Here is a 16,029-nt window from a genome sequence, read left to right as displayed (position 1 = left end):
CGCGCACCCCCGCCTGCCCTCCGTGCCCGCTCACCGCGCCCGCGCCTGCCCGCTGCGTCCATGCCCGCCCGCCATGCCCGCGCCCCTGGGCTACCGTGCCAGCCCCCGCCCGCCTGCCGCGCCCGCGCCTCGCCCACCGCGCCCGCTGTTGCCGTCCCCGCATCTGCGTACCGTGCCCGCGCCCGCCCGCCCACCATGCCCGCGCCCGCGCACCATGTCCGACCCCGACCGCCCGCCATGCCCGGCCGAACTGCCCGTGCTCGTGCGTCCCGTCCGCAGGTGCCGGCCGGCGTCGTGGGTGGGTTTTGGCTGGTCACGGGTGGTGTGTTGGGGGGTGAGGGGTTACCTGGGGTAGCGGGTGGGGGTGGGTCGTGGTGCGCGGTTTGGGTGGTGGGGACGTACACTGGTCGGTCCACCGCAGGCCGGTTCCCCGCATGGGAACCGGCCTGATCGTCCCTCAAGGAGGTGCGCCAGGATGACCGCTACGGTCCCCGCGCTCGGAACCCGTTCGGCGGAAGGCTCGGCCCTGCAGGCCGTCCTCCTGGACATGGATGGCACTCTGGTGGACACCGAAGGCTTCTGGTGGGAGGTCGAGGTCGAGGTCTTCGCCGCCCTCGGCCACACCCTCGACCAGTCCTGGCGCCATGTCGTCGTCGGCGGCCCGATGACCCGCAGCGCCGGCTTCCTGATCGAGGCCACCGGCGCCGACATCACCCTCGCCGAACTGTCCAGCCTGCTCAACGAGGGGTTCGAGGACCGCATCGGCCGCACCCTGCCGCTGATGCCCGGCGCCATCCGGCTGCTCGCCGAACTGTACGAGCAGGAGATCCCCACGGCCCTGGTCTCCGCCTCCCACCGCCGGATCATCGACCGCGTCATGGTCTCCCTCGGCCCCCACCACTTCGGCCTGTCCATCGCGGGCGACGAGGTCTCCCGCACCAAGCCGCACCCCGACCCGTATCTGCTCGCCGCGGCCGGCCTCGGCGTGGACCCGGCCAGATGCGCGGTCGTCGAGGACACCGCGACCGGCGTCGCGTCGGCCGAGGCCGCCGGCTGCCGGGTGGTCGCCGTACCGTCCGTCGCCCCCATCACGCCGGCCGCCCGCCGCACCGTCGTCGGCTCCCTCGAAGAGGTCGACCTCGCCTTTCTGCGCGGCCTCATGACGGATATGCACTAGCCGTCCACCCCGCGTGCCAAGCCCATTGGGCCGCAGTCCGCCGCCGTACGCACGGCCCATGCCAAGTCGGCCGACTGGCTGAATCACGCTGATGCGCGGCCGAGTTGAGGTTGTGAGGTTTGCCACTTTCCTGAGGGTCGACATCCGCCGGGACCTGTGCCAGCCCTCCCCGCCCAGGCACCCTCCGCACGACCATGTGTCCCGATTGATGGAACGCTGCACTAATCCTGCTGCTGTCGGGTTTTCGGTGCGTCCACGCCCGGTTTCACTGCGTGATGGGCGCTCAACTCCCGTGGTCGTGAAGCGTCGTGCGGGCGCGGACTAATCTCGTCGCGAGAACATCGCCCTTACCCCCGTGATCGGCCGCAACACCCCTGCATGCCGCGTACACGGACTCGAACAGCCCTGGAGAATTTCGAGCATGAACCGCAAGACTTTGGTGCTGCCGGCCATGGCGGGCCTGCTCGCGCCGGTGCTCGCCGCATGCGGTGGTTCCGACAGCGGGAGTGATGGCGGCGGCGCGATCGTCGTCGGCACCACCGACCGGTTCACCGCCACCAAGGACGCCCCGGCCCCCCTCGACCCCGCCTACGCATACGACGTCGGCTCGTGGAACGTGCTGCGCCAGACCGTCCAGACCCTGATGACGCAGCCCAAGGGCGACGGTGAACCGGTGCCCGAGGCCGCCGAGAGCTGCGGCTTCACCGACAGCGGCAACGAGCGCTACGCCTGCAAGCTGCGTGACGGGCTGAAGTTCGCCAACGGCGACGACGTCACCGCCGAGGACGTCAAGTACTCGATGGAACGGGCGCTGCGCATCAAGGCGGACAGCGGTGTGTTCGCCCTGCTCTCCACCATCGACACCATCGAGACCCAGGGCGACCGTGAGGTGATCTTCCACCTCACCACCGCGGACGCCACCTTCCCGTACAAGCTGTCCACCCCGGTCGCGGGCATCGTCAATCCCAAGGACTACGCCAAGGACAAGCTGCGCGACGGCTTCGGCGTGGACGGCTCCGGCCCCTACTCGATGAAGGCCGACGTCAAGGACAACGAGATCGTCTCGGCCACCTTCACCAAGAACCCCCACTACAAGGGGAGTCTGAAGGTGAACAACAACAAGGTCGAGATGCGCTCCTTCGGCGACGCGGACGCGATGGGCACCGCCCTCGAAAAGGGCGACATCGACGTCATGACCCGCGCCATGACGCCGGCACAGATCCGCAAGCTCGACGCCGGCACCGACGAGCACGTCAGCCTCGTCGAGATGGCCGGCCTGGAGATCCGCTACCTCGGCTTCAACACCGACGCGCCCACCGTGAAGGACAAGGCCGTCCGCCAGGCGATGGCCAAGGTCATCAACCGCGCCGAACTCGTCTCCAAGGTGTACGGCTCCCAGGCCGAGCCGCTGTACTCGCTGGTCCCGGCCGGCATCACCGGGCACTCCAACTCGTTCTTCAACAAGTACGGCGAGCCCGACGTCAACCAGGCCAGGGACCTGCTCGACAAGGCCGGCGTCACCGCCCCCGTGAAGCTGACCCTGCACTACACGACCGACCACTACGGCGCGGCCACCAAGCAGGAGTTCGAGGTCCTGCAGAAGCAGCTCAACGACAGCGGCCTGTTCGACGTCAGCGTCAAGGGCTGGCCCTGGTCCATCTACCAGACCGACGAACGCAAGGGCAAGTACGACGTCTACGGCATGGGTTGGTTCCCCGACTTCCCCGACCCGGACAGCTACCTGGCGCCGTTCCTCGACAAGGACAACTTCCTCGCCTCGCCCTACGCCAACCCCGAGATCATCAACACCCTGATCCCGGAGTCCCGTCGCGAGGCCGACCGGCTCGGCGCCGCCAAGACCCTCACCCGCATCCAGGACATCGTCGCCGACGACGTCCCCGTCCTGCCGCTGTGGCAGGGCAAGCAGTACGTCGCCGCGCGGGACGACATCACGGGCGCCGCGTACGCCATCAACTCGTCCTCCTCGCTCCAGCTGTGGGAGCTCGGCCGCGGCGTGAGCGGCTGACCCACACCCCGCCGGTCCGGGGCCCGGCCGCCCCGGGCCCCGCACCCGCGAGAGCCCCGGGGCGCCCCTTCCACGGAAGGGGCGCCCCGGGGCTCTCGTAGCTCTCGTACGGCCGACGCACACCCCCTGCGGACTTCCCCTGCGGACATCCCCGGGGGCGTGCCGGTACGCCGTACGCCACGCCCGGAGCGTCACTGCGCGCCGGGGCGCACCAACCCGCTCTCGTACGCGTACACCGCCGCCTGCACCCGGTCCCGCAGGCCCAGCTTCGTCAGCACATGCCCGACGTGCGTCTTCACCGTGGTCTCGCTGACGAACAGGTCCGCCGCGATCTCGGCGTTCGACAGGCCCCGCGCCACCAGCTTCAACACCTCCACCTCACGCTCGGTGAGCGTGTGCAGCGTGTCCGGCACCGGTTCCTCACCGGACGGCAGATGCGTCGCGTACTTGTCCAGCAGCCGACGCGTGATGCTCGGCGCCAGCATCGCCTCACCGTCGGCCACCACCCGGATCGCCTGGACGAGTTCATGGGCGGGCGCGTCCTTCAACAGGAAGCCGCTCGCTCCGGCCCGCAGCGCCTCCACCACGTACTCGTCCAGATCGAACGTGGTCAGCACCAGCACCTTCGCCGGGCCGTCACGCCCCGGACCGGAAATCTGCCGGGTCGCCTCCACCCCGTCCATCCGCGGCATGCGGATGTCCATCAACACCACATCCGGCTGCAGGGCACGCACCTGGTCGAGGGCCTGGAGGCCGTCGCCGGCCTCGCCCACGACCGCGATGTCCTGCTCCGCCTCCAGGATCATCCGGAATCCGGTACGCAGCAGCGGCTGGTCGTCCACCAGTAGGACGCGGATGGCCATAAGTCTCCTTAGCTAGCCCGGCCCCATTCTGCCCTGCGGGACGTCCCGGGACTCGGCCCCCCTCACCGGAAGCGGATAGGGCGGGGGAGTGCCACCGAACTCCGGGCAGTGCGCCTGGTGGTCGCACCAGCCGCACAGCCGGGTCGGCCGCGGACGCCAGTCACCCGTCTCGGTGGCCTGCCGGATCGCCTCCCACAGCGCCAGCAGCTTGCGCTCGACCCGTTCGAGATCGGCGAGCACCGGGTCGTACGTCAGCACATCGCCGCTGCCCAGGTAGACGAGCTGGAGCCGGCGCGGCACCACCCGCTTGAGCCGCCACACGACTAGCGCGTAGAACTTCATCTGGAACAGCGCGCCCTCCGCGTACTCCGGTCTCGGCGCCTTACCCGTCTTGTAGTCGACGATCCGCACCTCGCCGGTGGGAGCCACGTCGACCCGGTCGATGATCCCGCGCAGCCGCAGCCCCGACTCCAGCTCGGCCTCGACGAACATCTCCCGCTCGGCCGGTTCCAGCCGGCTCGGATCCTCCAGCGTGAACCAGCGCTCGACCAGCTGCTCCGCCTCGCCGAGCCACCGCGCGAGCCGTTCGCCGCGCGGGTCGTCCGCGAACAACTCCACGACCTCGGGCCGCGTCTCCCGCAGCCGGTCCCACTGGCCGGGGATCAGCGACTTGGCGCGGGGCGCGGTCCGCTCGGCCGCGGGCGCGTCGAAAAGCCGCTCCAGCACCGCGTGCACCAGGGTGCCCCGGGTCGCCGCCTCACTGGGCTTCTCCGGGAGCCGGTCGATCACCCGGAACCGGTACAGCAGCGGACACTGCATGAAGTCACCGGCCCGCGAGGGCGACAGCGAGACGGGCGGCACGGCCCCGCCCCCGACGCCCCCGGCAGCACGCCCCTCGCTCGCACCGGCGACACCCGCCTCGGCCGCACCCGCCTCAGCCGCACCTGCCTCGGCCGCACCCGCCTCGGCCGCACCCGCCTCGGCCGCACCCGCCTCGGCTGTACCCGTCTCGGCTGTACCCGTCTCGGCCGCACGCACCTCAGCTGTACCTGTCCCGGCCGTACCCGTGCCGGCAGTCCCGGCCGTACCCGTGCCGGCTGTCCCGGTCGTACCCGTCTCGGCCGGACGGCCCGATGCGCCGTCTGCCGCTCCCTGTGCCGCTGCCCTGTGCACCGCCGCCCCCTGCGCCTCTGCCCCCTGTGCCGCCGCCCCCGCGACCGGTGGATCCGCCTCCCCGCTGTCGCCGTGAGCGGCCCCCGTGGCACTCTCGATGCTGCTGTCCATGAGCACAGACCATACGTGCCGCCACTGACAGTGACCCAGCGGCGCCGTCCGTCCGTCGTCCGCGGGGCGAACTCGGGGGGTGCCGGGGCGGAACGCACGACGACGGCCGCATACCATCGACCACAGACCCTTCCGCCCGGCAGGCGCGGAGGACGCTTCGAACGAGGGGACACCGTGGACGTGAGCGGCGGGAGCGGGCAGCCGCGGTCCGGCAACGACGAGCCGGCCGAGCGCCCCGCAGGTCCTACGGCCCCGGACACCGACACCAGCGACGGCAACGGCAACGGCACCGACGACAGCGCCGCAGCCACCGAACCCACCGGACGGACCGAGCCCGCGTCCGACGCGGACACCGCGGCCGAGCCCCACTCCGAACGCGTATCCGAACCCGGACATGACGCCGCCGCCACGACCGGGCACGACCCGTCGTACGACTCGGCCGCGCATCCCTCCCCGGCCCCGCCCGAAAACCAGGACGGCACCCGGCCCGCGCCCGCACCGGCCGAACCGCCCGCCACCGGCGACACCCCCACCGAGCGCCCCGCCCCCGCGGCCCCACCCACACGATCCGAGCCCACCTCCGCCCCCGGGCGGCCGGACGACAACGGTGAGCCGCGTGCTCACGCCGACTCCGGCACCGGCAAGGGGCTCGGACAGCCGCCCGAGCGCCCCAAGGGCCCCGGCGGCGGGCTGCTCATGGGACGGCCCTTCGGCGTGCCCGTGTACGTGGCGCCCAGCTGGTTCCTCGTAGCCGCGCTGATCACCTGGGTGTTCGGCGGCCAGCTCGACCGGGTGCTGCCGGAACTGGGCGCCGCCCGCTACCTGGTGTCCCTGTTCTTCGCGGTCGCCTTCTACGCCTCCGTCCTCGTCCACGAACTCGCCCACACCGTCGCCGCCGTCCGCTTCAAACTCCCGGTCCGGCGCATCCAGCTCCAGTTCTTCGGCGGCGTCTCCGAGATCGAGAAGGAGGCCGAGACCCCCGGACGCGAGTTCGTCCTCGCCTTCGTCGGACCGCTGCTCTCGCTCGTCCTCGCCGGCCTGTTCTACCTGGCCATGCAGCCCGTCGAGCCCGGCACCGTACCCGGCGTCCTGCTGGCCGGCCTGATGATCTCCAACCTCATCGTCGCCGCGTTCAACCTCCTGCCCGGCCTTCCCCTCGACGGCGGCCGGATGCTCCGCGCCGTCGTCTGGAAGATCACCGGCAGGCCCATGAGCGGCACCGTCGCCGCCGCCTGGGTCGGCCGCGCCCTCGCCATCTCCGTCCTGATCGGCCTCCCGCTGCTCAACCAGTCCGGTGCCCTCGGCTCCGACGCCCAGGACATCAGCGGCATGGACACCGTCACCGACGCCCTGCTCGCCGCCATCCTCGCCGCGATCATCTGGACGGGCGCCGGCAACAGCCTGCGCATGGCCCGGCTGCGCGAGCACCTGCCGGAGCTGCGGGCCCGCACCCTGACCCGGCGCGCGGTCCCGGTGGAGACCGACACCCCGCTGTCCGAGGCGCTGCGCCGCGCCAACGCCGCAGGGGCCCGCGCCCTTGTCGTCGTCGACGCCGACGGCCACCCGCTCTCCCTGGTCCGCGAGGCCGCCATCGTCGGCGTACCCGAGCACCGCCGCCCCTGGGTGGCGGTCAGCGGTCTCGCCCAGGAACTCACCGACGGCATGCGCGTCTCCGCGGAACTCGCGGGAGAAGACCTCCTCGACGTCCTGCGGGCCACCCCGGCGACCGAGTACCTGGTGGTGGAGAACACGGGCGAGATCTACGGCGTCCTGTCCGCAGCAGACGTAGAACGAGCCTTCGTCAAGGCAATGGCCCGCCCGGCCTGACAACGCGCCGCACATGAGCGCCCCTCAGGGGCGCGGGGAACGGCGCGACAAGCCACAACGCACCCGCACCGGCGCACGAAGCACCACCGCCCCCGACCCGTGTCCGTCCCAGGTCAAGGTAATGGCACGGCCGCGCGGAACACGTCCCAGGGGCGCGAGGAACCGCGCGCCCAGCCACAAGGCACCCGCACTGTCCGCACACACAGCAGCCCCCACCCCCTCCGTCGGCCAAGCCCCCGGCAGGGAACCGGTAGGCTGGTCACATGTCCGAACCGACCGGTGCCGCCCGCAGGCGCGGGCCCTTCAAGGTCGGGGACCAGGTACAGCTGACCGACCCCAAGGGCCGCCACTACACGTTCACGCTCGAAGCCGGGAAGAACTTCCACACCCACAAGGGTTCCTTCCCGCACGACGAACTGATCGGCGCTCCCGAGGGCAGCGTTGTCCGCACCACCGGAAACGTCGCCTATCTCGCGCTGCGCCCCCTGCTCCCCGACTACGTCCTGTCCATGCCCCGCGGGGCGGCCGTCGTCTACCCGAAGGACGCGGGACAGATCCTCGCCTTCGCCGACATCTTCCCCGGCGCCCGCGTCGTGGAGGCCGGCGTAGGCTCCGGATCGCTCAGCAGCTTCCTGCTGCGGGCCATCGGCGACCAGGGCATGCTGCACTCCTACGAGCGCCGCGAGGACTTCGCCGGCATCGCCCGGCAGAACGTGGAGCGCTACTTCGGCGGACCGCACCCCGCCTGGCAGCTCACCGTCGGCGACCTCCAGGACAACCTGTCCGACACCGACATCGACCGTGTCATCCTCGACATGCTCGCCCCCTGGGAATGCCTGGAGGCCGTCTCCAAGGCGCTCGTACCCGGCGGCATCCTGTGCTGCTACGTGGCGACCACGACACAGCTCGCCCGGACCGTCGAGTCCATCCGCGAGATCGGCTGCTTCAACGAGCCGACCTCCTGGGAGACGATGATCCGCAACTGGCACATCGAGGGACTGGCCGTCCGCCCCGACCACCGGATGATCGGCCACACCGGCTTCCTGCTCACCGCCCGGCGCCTCGCCGACGGCGTCGAGCCGCCCATGCGCCGCCGCCGCCCCGCCAAGGGCGCCTACGGCGAGGACTACGCGGGCCCCAACCCCGACGGCGGCACCACCGGCCGCTGACCCCCGTACAACCGACCAACGCGACGGCGCCGTCGCCGAGTTCCCGGACCCCTGGGGAACTCGGCGACGGCGCCCGCGCGTTGAGGCAGCACAGACCGGCACACGGCACCATCCACGCGCCGCCGCCACCCGCGGACCGAGCACCCGGGGCAAACCCGGACCCCGCCGTTCCCCCGCAGTGTGACGTGTGGCACCATGCTGGCCACCCCCACCGGCACAGCCCTCACAGGAGACACTCCTCGTGCAATCCGCGGTCCCGGAACTCGCACACACCCACACCCGCCCCGTCCACTGGATGGCCACCGCAACCGCTGTCGCCGGCGTCGTCGCCCTCTCCTCGATGCTCCAGCCCGGCTCGGCCAAGGCCGCCCAGCCCGCCGCGGACCGGGAGACGAAGCCCGCCCCCGCGGCCACCGCGCCCGGCACCACAGGCGTCGCCTTCCCCGTCGACTGCGGCTCCGTGAAGGCCGTCGTCAAACAGAAGGCCACAGGAGACCTCGACGGCGACCACCGCCCCGAAACCGTCGCCGTGGTGCACTGCGACGCCCCCATGGGCACCCCGCCCGACGGGGTGTACGTCCTCACCCTGGACGCACGGACCGACCGGGCCCGCGTCGTCGCCACCCTCGTCGACCCCAAGGACCGGCTCACCGTCACCGACTTCGCCGTGCGCTCCGGCGCGGTCACCGCGACCCTCCTCGGCTACTCCACGGCCGACGTACCGAGTTGCTGCCCCGACGTGAAGACGCCCGCCAAGTGGCAGTGGAACGGCAGCGCGTTCATCCGCTCCACACCGGCGGCCGCCCACAGCGTATGAAACACCCCGTCCCGGCGGGAATGTGAGAAATCAGACACCGGTCACGCGGGGTGACCCGGACATCACTCCGCGTCGGGCCCGTACACCTCGACCCTGTCCGAAATCCGACGCACATGGATGCACTCGCCCGGACACTCCCGCGCCGAGTCCACCACATCCGCGACAAGCGGCAACGGCACCGCCGCCACTGCCCCCTTGGCCTGCAACAGCACGTCATCCGCCCCCTTCACATAGGCCAGCCCGTCGATGTCCAGCTCGAACACCTCGGGCGCGTACTGGGCGCAGATACCGTCCCCCGTACACAGATCCTGGTCGATCCAGACCTCCAGCGACCCACCACCGCCTGGCACCTCCTGCCGCACGGTCATCCCTCCTGCCGTTCACGGACCGAGCCGACGGGAATCCGGCCAGCTCTGACGGGTGTTGAACCCACGACCCTACCCGCGACGGCTTCCCAATCATGTTCGGTGGGTATTCCCCTGGCGTGAGGGAGAGCGCAAGGGTGAAGATCGGACACACCTTGACAGTCTTTGTGATCTAGGGGTTTCAATCGACACCCACCCAGGTAGGGTCTGGAAGCGTCCAGCTCCCCTTGGAGGAGGTGAGGACCGTGGCAGCCCACGACGACGACATGAACCGCGGCATCCGCCCGGGACGAGGGTCCGAGGACCCTGCCGGGCAGATCGCCTACCTTGAGCAGGAGATCGCCGTCCTGCGACGCAAGCTCGCCGACTCTCCGCGGCACACGAGGATTCTCGAAGAGCGGATCGTCGAGCTGCAGACCAACCTGGCCGGCGTGTCCGCACAGAACGAGCGACTCGCCAACACACTCCGCGAGGCCCGCGACCAGATCGTGGCCCTCAAAGAAGAAGTCGACCGGCTCGCCCAGCCACCGGCCGGCTTCGGAGTCTTCCTGCAGGCGAACGAGGACGGCACCGCCGACATCTTCACCGGCGGCCGCAAGCTCCGGGTGAACGTCAGCCCCAGCGTCGACCTCGACGTCCTGCGACGCGGCCAGGAAGTCATGCTCAACGAAGCGCTCAACGTGGTCGAAGCCATGGAGTTCGAGCGCGTCGGGGACATCGTCACCCTCAAGGAAGTCCTGGAGGACGGCGAGCGCGCCCTGGTGCTCGGGCACACCGACGAGGAACGGGTGGTACGGCTCGCCGAGCCGCTGCTGGACGTCACCATCCGCCCCGGCGACGCCCTGCTGCTCGAACCCCGCTCCGGCTACGTCTACGAAGTGGTCCCCAAGAGCGAGGTCGAAGAACTCGTCCTCGAAGAGGTACCCGACATCGGGTACGAGCAGATCGGCGGCCTCGGCAACCAGATCGAGGCCATCCGCGACGCGGTCGAGCTGCCCTACCTCTACCCCGACCTCTTCAAGGAGCACGAGCTGCGCCCACCCAAGGGCGTCCTGCTCTACGGACCCCCCGGATGCGGCAAGACGCTCATCGCCAAGGCCGTCGCCAACTCGCTGGCCAAAAAGGTCGCCGAGGTCACCGGCCAGGCCGCAGGCAAGAGCTTCTTCCTGAACATCAAGGGCCCCGAGCTGCTCAACAAGTACGTCGGCGAGACCGAGCGGCAGATCCGCCTCGTCTTCCAGCGCGCACGGGAGAAGGCCAGCGAGGGCACCCCCGTGATCGTCTTCTTCGACGAGATGGAATCACTCTTCCGCACCCGCGGCTCCGGCGTCAGCTCCGACGTGGAAAACACCATCGTCCCCCAGCTGCTCGCCGAGATCGACGGCGTCGAGGGCCTGCAGAACGTCGTGGTCATCGGAGCCTCCAACCGCGAGGACATGATCGACCCCGCCATCCTGCGCCCCGGCCGGCTCGACGTGAAGATCAAGATCGAGCGTCCGGACGCCGAAGCGGCCAAGGACATCTTCGGGAAGTACCTCACCGAGCGCCTGCCGCTGCACGCGGACGACCTCGGAGAACACGAGGGCGACAAGGCCACCACGGTCCAGAGCATGATCCAGACCGCGGTCGAGCACATGTACGCCGAATCCGAGGAGAACCGCTTCCTGGAGGTCACCTACGCCAACGGCGACAAGGAAGTCCTCTACTTCAAGGACTTCAACTCCGGAGCGATGATCGAGAACATCGTCGGACGCGCCAAGAAAATGGCGATCAAGGAATTCCTCGAACACAACCAGAAGGGCCTCAGGGTCTCCCATCTCCTCCAGGCATGCGTGGACGAGTTCAAGGAGAATGAAGACCTGCCCAACACCACGAACCCGGACGACTGGGCCCGGATCTCCGGCAAGAAGGGTGAAAGGATCGTCTACATCCGCACCCTCATCACCGGAAAGCAGGGCGCGGACACCGGACGCTCCATCGACACGGTGGCGAACACCGGACAGTACCTGTAAACACAGGGCGGCTGCGGGTGCCCCCACCGGGTACCCGCAGCCGACTGTTTTCCAGGCCACGCCGGACAGGCAATGACGCAAATGATCTCCCCACCAGCGCAAAGGCGTTCTAGGCTCTTCGGTACCGCCGAGTCGCGCAGTGCGGGGACGGGCACCGCACACGCACCGGAGCGCCAGCGGTACTTGAGCGGCGCCCACGACCGAGGACGCCGCCGGGCAAGGAGGGCCGCATGACCGTACGGCGAGTAATGGGCATCGAGACGGAGTACGGCATCTCCGTCCCCGGCCACCCCAATGCCAATGCCATGCTCACCTCATCCCAGATCGTGAACGCCTACGCGGCAGCGATGCACCGGGCCCGCCGAGCCCGCTGGGACTTCGAGGAAGAGAACCCGCTGCGCGACGCACGAGGGTTCGACCTCGCCCGCGAAGCCGCCGACGCCAGCCAGCTCACCGACGAGGACATCGGCCTCGCCAACGTCATCCTCACCAACGGCGCACGCCTCTACGTCGACCACGCACACCCCGAATACAGCGCCCCCGAGGTCACCAACCCGCGCGACGCCGTCCTCTGGGACAAGGCCGGCGAACGGATCATGGCCGAGGCCGCCGAGCGAGCCGCCCAGCTCCCCGGCGCCCAGCCCATCCACCTGTACAAGAACAACACCGACAACAAGGGCGCCTCCTACGGCACGCACGAGAACTACCTGATGAGGCGGGAGACCCCCTTCTCCGACATCGTGCGCCACCTCACGCCCTTCTTCGTCTCCCGGCAGGTCTTCGCCGGAGCCGGCCGCGTCGGCATCGGCCAGGACGGCCACGAACACGGCTTCCAGCTCAGCCAGCGCGCCGACTACTTCGAGGTCGAGGTCGGCCTGGAGACCACCCTCAAACGCCCCATCATCAACACCCGCGACGAGCCGCACGCGGACGCCGAGAAATACCGGCGGCTCCACGTGATCATCGGCGACGCCAACCTCTCCGAGATCTCCACCTACCTGAAACTGGGCACGACAGCCCTGGTCCTGTCCATGATCGAAGACGGCTTCATCGCCGTCGACCTCGCCGTCGACCAGCCCGTACGCACCCTCCACCAGGTCTCCCACGACCCCACCCTCAAGCGCCTGGTCACCCTCCGCAGCGGCCGCACACTCACCGCGGTCCAGCTCCAGATGGAGTACTACGAACTGGCCCGCAAGTACGTCGAAGAACGCCACGGCGCGGACGCCGACGAACAGACCAAAGACGTGCTGATCCGCTGGGAAGACACCCTGAACCGGCTGGAGAACGACCCCATGAGCCTCGCCGGCGAACTCGACTGGGTCGCCAAGCGCGAACTCATGGAGGGCTACCGCCGCCGCGACAACCTGGACTGGGACGCCGCCCGGCTGCACCTCGTGGACCTCCAGTACGCGGACGTACGCGCCGAGAAGGGCCTCTACAACCGCCTGGTGAGCCGCGGACGCATGAAACGGCTCCTGCGGGAGACCGAGGTCGAACGGGCGCGCACAAAGCCGCCCGAGGACACCCGCGCCTACTTCCGGGGCCGGTGCCTGGAGCAGTACGCGGACGACGTGGCGGCCGCCTCCTGGGACTCGGTGATCTTCGACCTGCCCGGCCGGGACTCCCTCCAGCGCGTTCCAACCCTGGAACCGCTTCGCGGAACGCGAAATCACGTCAAGGAACTGCTGGACCGCTGCCGCACGGCGGAAGACCTGGTCAGGGTCCTGTCCGGCGGCTGACGGCGGCTGAACGGGCCGGCGGCCCGCCACCGGGCGCCCGGGGTGGAAATCCCGGCGCCCGGGAATCATCGAGGTGGCCCCCGTACGTTGGAGAAACTGCGGGGCCGATGTCGGACCCGGCTTGTAGGGTCTGATCATCACCGATCGGCAGGAATGCCGACCTGCCGACCATGTCGGGCGAACTGAGCGGGGTGAGGGTTATGGCGACCAAGGACACCGGCGGCGGCCAGCAGAAGGCCACGCGCTCTACCGAGGAGGTCGAGGAGCAGGCGCAGGACGCGCAGGGCTCGGAAGACCTCAAGGAACGACACGAAAAACTGAGCGACGACGTGGACTCGGTACTGGACGAGATCGACGACGTCCTGGAAGAGAACGCCGAAGACTTCGTGAGGTCCTTCGTTCAGAAGGGTGGAGAGTGATTTCACCTTTGATTCGAAGGTGAAATCGGGGGGCGCTCGAAGTGGACGAAGAGCCGGAGTCGAAGCGCTGTTCGCGGTGCAAGCAGGACCTGCCGCGTGCGGCGTTCGCGAGCAACAAGGCCATGCCCGGTGGCCTCCAGGCGTACTGCCGGGAGTGCTCTGCCGAGTACTACCGGCAGCGTCAGGAGGCCAAGGGAAAGAAGGTCCGGGCCAAGGTTCGGGTCCCGCCGGGACACAAGCGATGTCCCCAGTGCGAAGAGGTGAAGCCGCACTCCGCATGGGAGCGCAACAAGTCCTCGTCGGACGGCTGGGCCAGCTATTGCCGCGTGTGCCGGGCGGAGCGGAACCGGGTCGGCTACTTCAAGCGCGAGTACGGACTCACGCCGGCGGAGGTGGACGCGCTGATCGCCGAGCAGCAAGGCGTCTGCTGTGTGTGCCTTGCCGCCCCTGCCGTGCATGTGGATCACTGCCACAAGACGGGTAAGGTCCGTGGCGTACTGTGCTTCAACTGCAATTCGGCCATCGGAAAGTTGGGGGATGATCCCGACGCCGTTCGACGGGCTGCCGCCTACCTGGAAGGAACCTCGTGGAAGCCAACACTCGTAGCACCGGGCGTCTACCGGCTGCCTTCCTGACGCCTGGGTCCTCTTCCTTCATGGACTTTCTCGCCGATCACCAGCCGGACCTGCTGCCGGGCAGGCGGCAGCTGCCGCCCACACAGGGGGTGATCGAGGCGCCGCACGGGACGACGATCGTGGCCGTGACCTTCCCGGGAGGCGTGGTGCTGGCCGGTGATCGCCGGGCCACGATGGGCAATGTGATCGCGCAGCGTGACATCGAGAAGGTCTTCCCCGCCGACGAGTACTCGGCCGTGGGGATCGCCGGTACCGCGGGTCTGGCGGTCGAGATGGTCAAGCTCTTCCAGCTGGAACTGGAGCACTTCGAGAAGGTCGAGGGCGCCCAGTTGTCGCTGGAGGGCAAGGCGAACCGGCTGTCGACGATGATCCGGTCCAATCTGGGCATGGCGATGCAGGGGCTGGCCGTGGTGCCGCTGTTCGCCGGTTATGACGTGGATCGTGACAAGGGCCGGATCTTCTCCTATGACGTCACCGGGGGCCGCTCCGAGGAGCACAACTTCGCCGCGACGGGTTCCGGCTCGGTGTTCGCGCGGGGTGCGATGAAGAAGCTGTTCCGTGACGACCTGACCGAGGAGCAGGCCACGACCCTCGTGGTGCAGGCCCTGTATGACGCGGCCGACGACGACTCGGCGACCGGTGGTCCCGATGTCGCGCGCCGGATCTATCCGATCGTCACCGTGATCACCGAGGACGGCTTCCGCCGGCTCACCGAGGAGGAGTCCTCCGAGATCGCCCGTTCGATCCTGGAGCGGCGGTTGGAGCAGCCGGACGGCCCGCGGGCCGCGCTGCTGTAGCCGGTTGTTTCTTTGCTAGGTGGTCCAGTGACTTCGACAGAAAGGGACGGATAACCGGTGTCGACGCCGTTCTATGTCTCACCTCAGCAGGCCATGGCCGACCGGGCGGAGTACGCCCGCAAGGGCATCGCCCGTGGCCGCAGCCTGGTCGTGCTGCAGTACGCCGACGGCATCGTGTTCGTCGGTGAGAACCCGTCCCGTGCGCTGCACAAGTTCAGCGAGATCTACGACCGGATCGGTTTCGCCGCGGCCGGTAAGTACAACGAGTACGAGAACCTTCGTATCGGCGGTGTGCGCTATGCGGATCTGCGTGGCTACACCTATGACCGGGATGATGTGACGGCCCGGGGTCTGGCCAATGTGTATGCCCAGACGCTGGGCACGATCTTCTCCAGTGCGGCGGAGAAGCCGTACGAGGTGGAGCTGGTGGTGGCCGAGGTCGGGGAGACCCCGGAGGGTGACCAGATCTATCGGCTGCCGCATGACGGGTCGATCGTGGATGAGCACGGTTCGGTCGCGGTGGGCGGCAATGCCGAGCAGATCAGTGGCTTCCTGGATCAGCGGCATCGTGACGGGATGAGTCTTGCGGAGGCGCTGAAGCTGGCGGTGCAGGCTCTGTCGCGGGACACGAACGGCAGTGAGCGGGAGATCCCGGCGGAGCGTCTGGAGGTCGCCGTGCTGGATCGGACGCGACCGCAGCAGCGTAAGTTCAAGCGCATCGTGGGCCGGCAGCTGTCGCGGCTGCTGGCGGGGGACGGCGCGGCCACGGAGGCGGAGAGCGCCGAGGGTGAGGGCGCCGAAGGTGAGGGTTCTGGGGACGAGTAGTCCGCGTCTGCTGTGTCATGCCTTGCGCGCCCCGGTCGGCCTCGCCGTCCGGGGCGCGGCGCGTGGTGTCG

At 69.4% G+C, this 16,029-nt stretch carries 14 protein-coding genes; 11 read left to right on the top strand and 3 right to left on the bottom strand.

Annotated elements, in window-relative coordinates; all coding sequences use genetic code 11:
* The first annotated feature begins 475 nt into the window (after positions 1-475).
* Together AC27LF_RS13665 and AC27LF_RS13660 are read left to right on the top strand one after the other, a co-directional pair.
* Complete coding sequence (locus AC27LF_RS13665) at positions 476-1,177, top strand: HAD family hydrolase (protein WP_479656579.1); 702 nt, start codon at positions 476-478, stop codon at positions 1,175-1,177.
* Positions 1,178-1,598: 421 nt separating this feature from the next.
* Positions 1,599-3,203: an ABC transporter substrate-binding protein gene (locus AC27LF_RS13660; protein ID WP_479656578.1), complete on the top strand. Its 1,605-nt coding sequence runs from the start codon at positions 1,599-1,601 to the stop codon at positions 3,201-3,203.
* Between the two features lie 191 nt (positions 3,204-3,394).
* Here the strand turns inward: AC27LF_RS13660 and AC27LF_RS13655 are convergent, their stop codons facing one another.
* The gene (locus AC27LF_RS13655) at positions 3,395-4,066 is read right to left on the bottom strand and encodes a response regulator (RefSeq protein ID WP_479656577.1); all 672 of its coding nucleotides are present in this window, start codon (positions 4,064-4,066) and stop codon (positions 3,395-3,397) included.
* A gap of 12 nt (positions 4,067-4,078) precedes the next feature.
* Positions 4,079-5,104, bottom strand: a complete 1,026-nt coding sequence (locus tag AC27LF_RS13650) for a RecB family exonuclease (RefSeq protein WP_479656576.1) — start codon at positions 5,102-5,104, stop codon at positions 4,079-4,081.
* Positions 5,105-5,524: 420 nt separating this feature from the next.
* Between AC27LF_RS13650 and AC27LF_RS13645 the strand changes: the two genes are divergently transcribed.
* From AC27LF_RS13645 to AC27LF_RS13635, 3 genes are all read left to right on the top strand, one after another.
* Positions 5,525-7,177, top strand: coding sequence for a site-2 protease family protein (locus tag AC27LF_RS13645; protein ID WP_479656575.1), 1,653 nt, complete (start codon positions 5,525-5,527; stop codon positions 7,175-7,177).
* Between the two features lie 263 nt (positions 7,178-7,440).
* Positions 7,441-8,346, top strand: coding sequence for a tRNA (adenine-N1)-methyltransferase (locus tag AC27LF_RS13640; RefSeq protein WP_479656574.1), 906 nt, complete (start codon positions 7,441-7,443; stop codon positions 8,344-8,346).
* A gap of 295 nt (positions 8,347-8,641) precedes the next feature.
* Positions 8,642-9,163 carry a hypothetical protein gene (locus AC27LF_RS13635; protein WP_479656601.1) on the top strand — a complete coding sequence of 174 codons (522 nt, stop codon included), beginning with the start codon at positions 8,642-8,644 and terminating at the stop codon, positions 9,161-9,163.
* Between the two features lie 62 nt (positions 9,164-9,225).
* On the opposite strand, the gene AC27LF_RS13630 is transcribed toward AC27LF_RS13635, so the two are convergent.
* Positions 9,226-9,531 (bottom strand): ferredoxin, encoded by a 306-nt coding sequence (locus tag AC27LF_RS13630; protein WP_479656573.1) that lies wholly within the window; start codon positions 9,529-9,531, stop codon positions 9,226-9,228.
* A 242-nt stretch (positions 9,532-9,773) separates the two neighbouring features.
* On the opposite strand from AC27LF_RS13630, the gene arc reads away from it, so the two are divergent.
* From arc to prcA, 6 genes are all read left to right on the top strand, one after another.
* Positions 9,774-11,540, top strand: coding sequence for a proteasome ATPase (gene arc / locus AC27LF_RS13625; protein ID WP_479656572.1), 1,767 nt, complete (start codon positions 9,774-9,776; stop codon positions 11,538-11,540).
* A gap of 230 nt (positions 11,541-11,770) precedes the next feature.
* Positions 11,771-13,282, top strand: a complete 1,512-nt coding sequence (gene dop / locus AC27LF_RS13620; RefSeq protein WP_404035368.1) for a depupylase/deamidase Dop — start codon at positions 11,771-11,773, stop codon at positions 13,280-13,282.
* Between the two features lie 200 nt (positions 13,283-13,482).
* Positions 13,483-13,701: a ubiquitin-like protein Pup gene (locus AC27LF_RS13615; RefSeq protein WP_014671690.1), complete on the top strand. Its 219-nt coding sequence runs from the start codon at positions 13,483-13,485 to the stop codon at positions 13,699-13,701.
* A gap of 41 nt (positions 13,702-13,742) precedes the next feature.
* On the top strand, positions 13,743-14,336 hold the full coding sequence (locus tag AC27LF_RS13610) for an endonuclease VII domain-containing protein (RefSeq protein WP_479656571.1): 594 nt from the start codon (positions 13,743-13,745) through the stop codon (positions 14,334-14,336).
* The gene (gene prcB, locus AC27LF_RS13605; RefSeq protein WP_479656570.1) at positions 14,288-15,133 is read left to right on the top strand and encodes a proteasome subunit beta; all 846 of its coding nucleotides are present in this window, start codon (positions 14,288-14,290) and stop codon (positions 15,131-15,133) included. Before AC27LF_RS13610 ends, prcB begins: the two co-directional genes overlap by 49 nt.
* Before the next feature lie 57 nt (positions 15,134-15,190).
* Positions 15,191-15,958: a proteasome subunit alpha gene (gene prcA, locus AC27LF_RS13600; RefSeq protein WP_479656569.1), complete on the top strand. Its 768-nt coding sequence runs from the start codon at positions 15,191-15,193 to the stop codon at positions 15,956-15,958.
* The last annotated feature ends 71 nt before the right edge of the window (positions 15,959-16,029 follow it).

The sequence above is a fragment of the Streptomyces diversicolor genome (assembly GCF_057537855.1).
This window is presented reverse-complemented; position numbering and strand designations above follow the sequence as displayed.

Excerpts from the sequence above, each read along its gene's own strand:
- AC27LF_RS13635 (WP_479656601.1), top strand. The coding sequence starts at position 8,642 with ATGGCCACCGCAACCGCTGTCGCCGGCGTCGTCGCCCTCTCCTCGATG.
- AC27LF_RS13655 (WP_479656577.1), bottom strand. The coding sequence starts at position 4,066 with ATGGCCATCCGCGTCCTACTGGTGGACGACCAGCCGCTGCTGCGTACC.
- AC27LF_RS13665 (WP_479656579.1), top strand. The coding sequence starts at position 476 with ATGACCGCTACGGTCCCCGCGCTCGGAACCCGTTCGGCGGAAGGCTCG.
- AC27LF_RS13630 (WP_479656573.1), bottom strand. The coding sequence starts at position 9,531 with ATGACCGTGCGGCAGGAGGTGCCAGGCGGTGGTGGGTCGCTGGAGGTC.
- AC27LF_RS13615 (WP_014671690.1), top strand. The coding sequence starts at position 13,483 with ATGGCGACCAAGGACACCGGCGGCGGCCAGCAGAAGGCCACGCGCTCT.
- AC27LF_RS13660 (WP_479656578.1), top strand. The coding sequence starts at position 1,599 with ATGAACCGCAAGACTTTGGTGCTGCCGGCCATGGCGGGCCTGCTCGCG.
- AC27LF_RS13640 (WP_479656574.1), top strand. The coding sequence starts at position 7,441 with ATGTCCGAACCGACCGGTGCCGCCCGCAGGCGCGGGCCCTTCAAGGTC.
- dop (WP_404035368.1), top strand. The coding sequence starts at position 11,771 with ATGACCGTACGGCGAGTAATGGGCATCGAGACGGAGTACGGCATCTCC.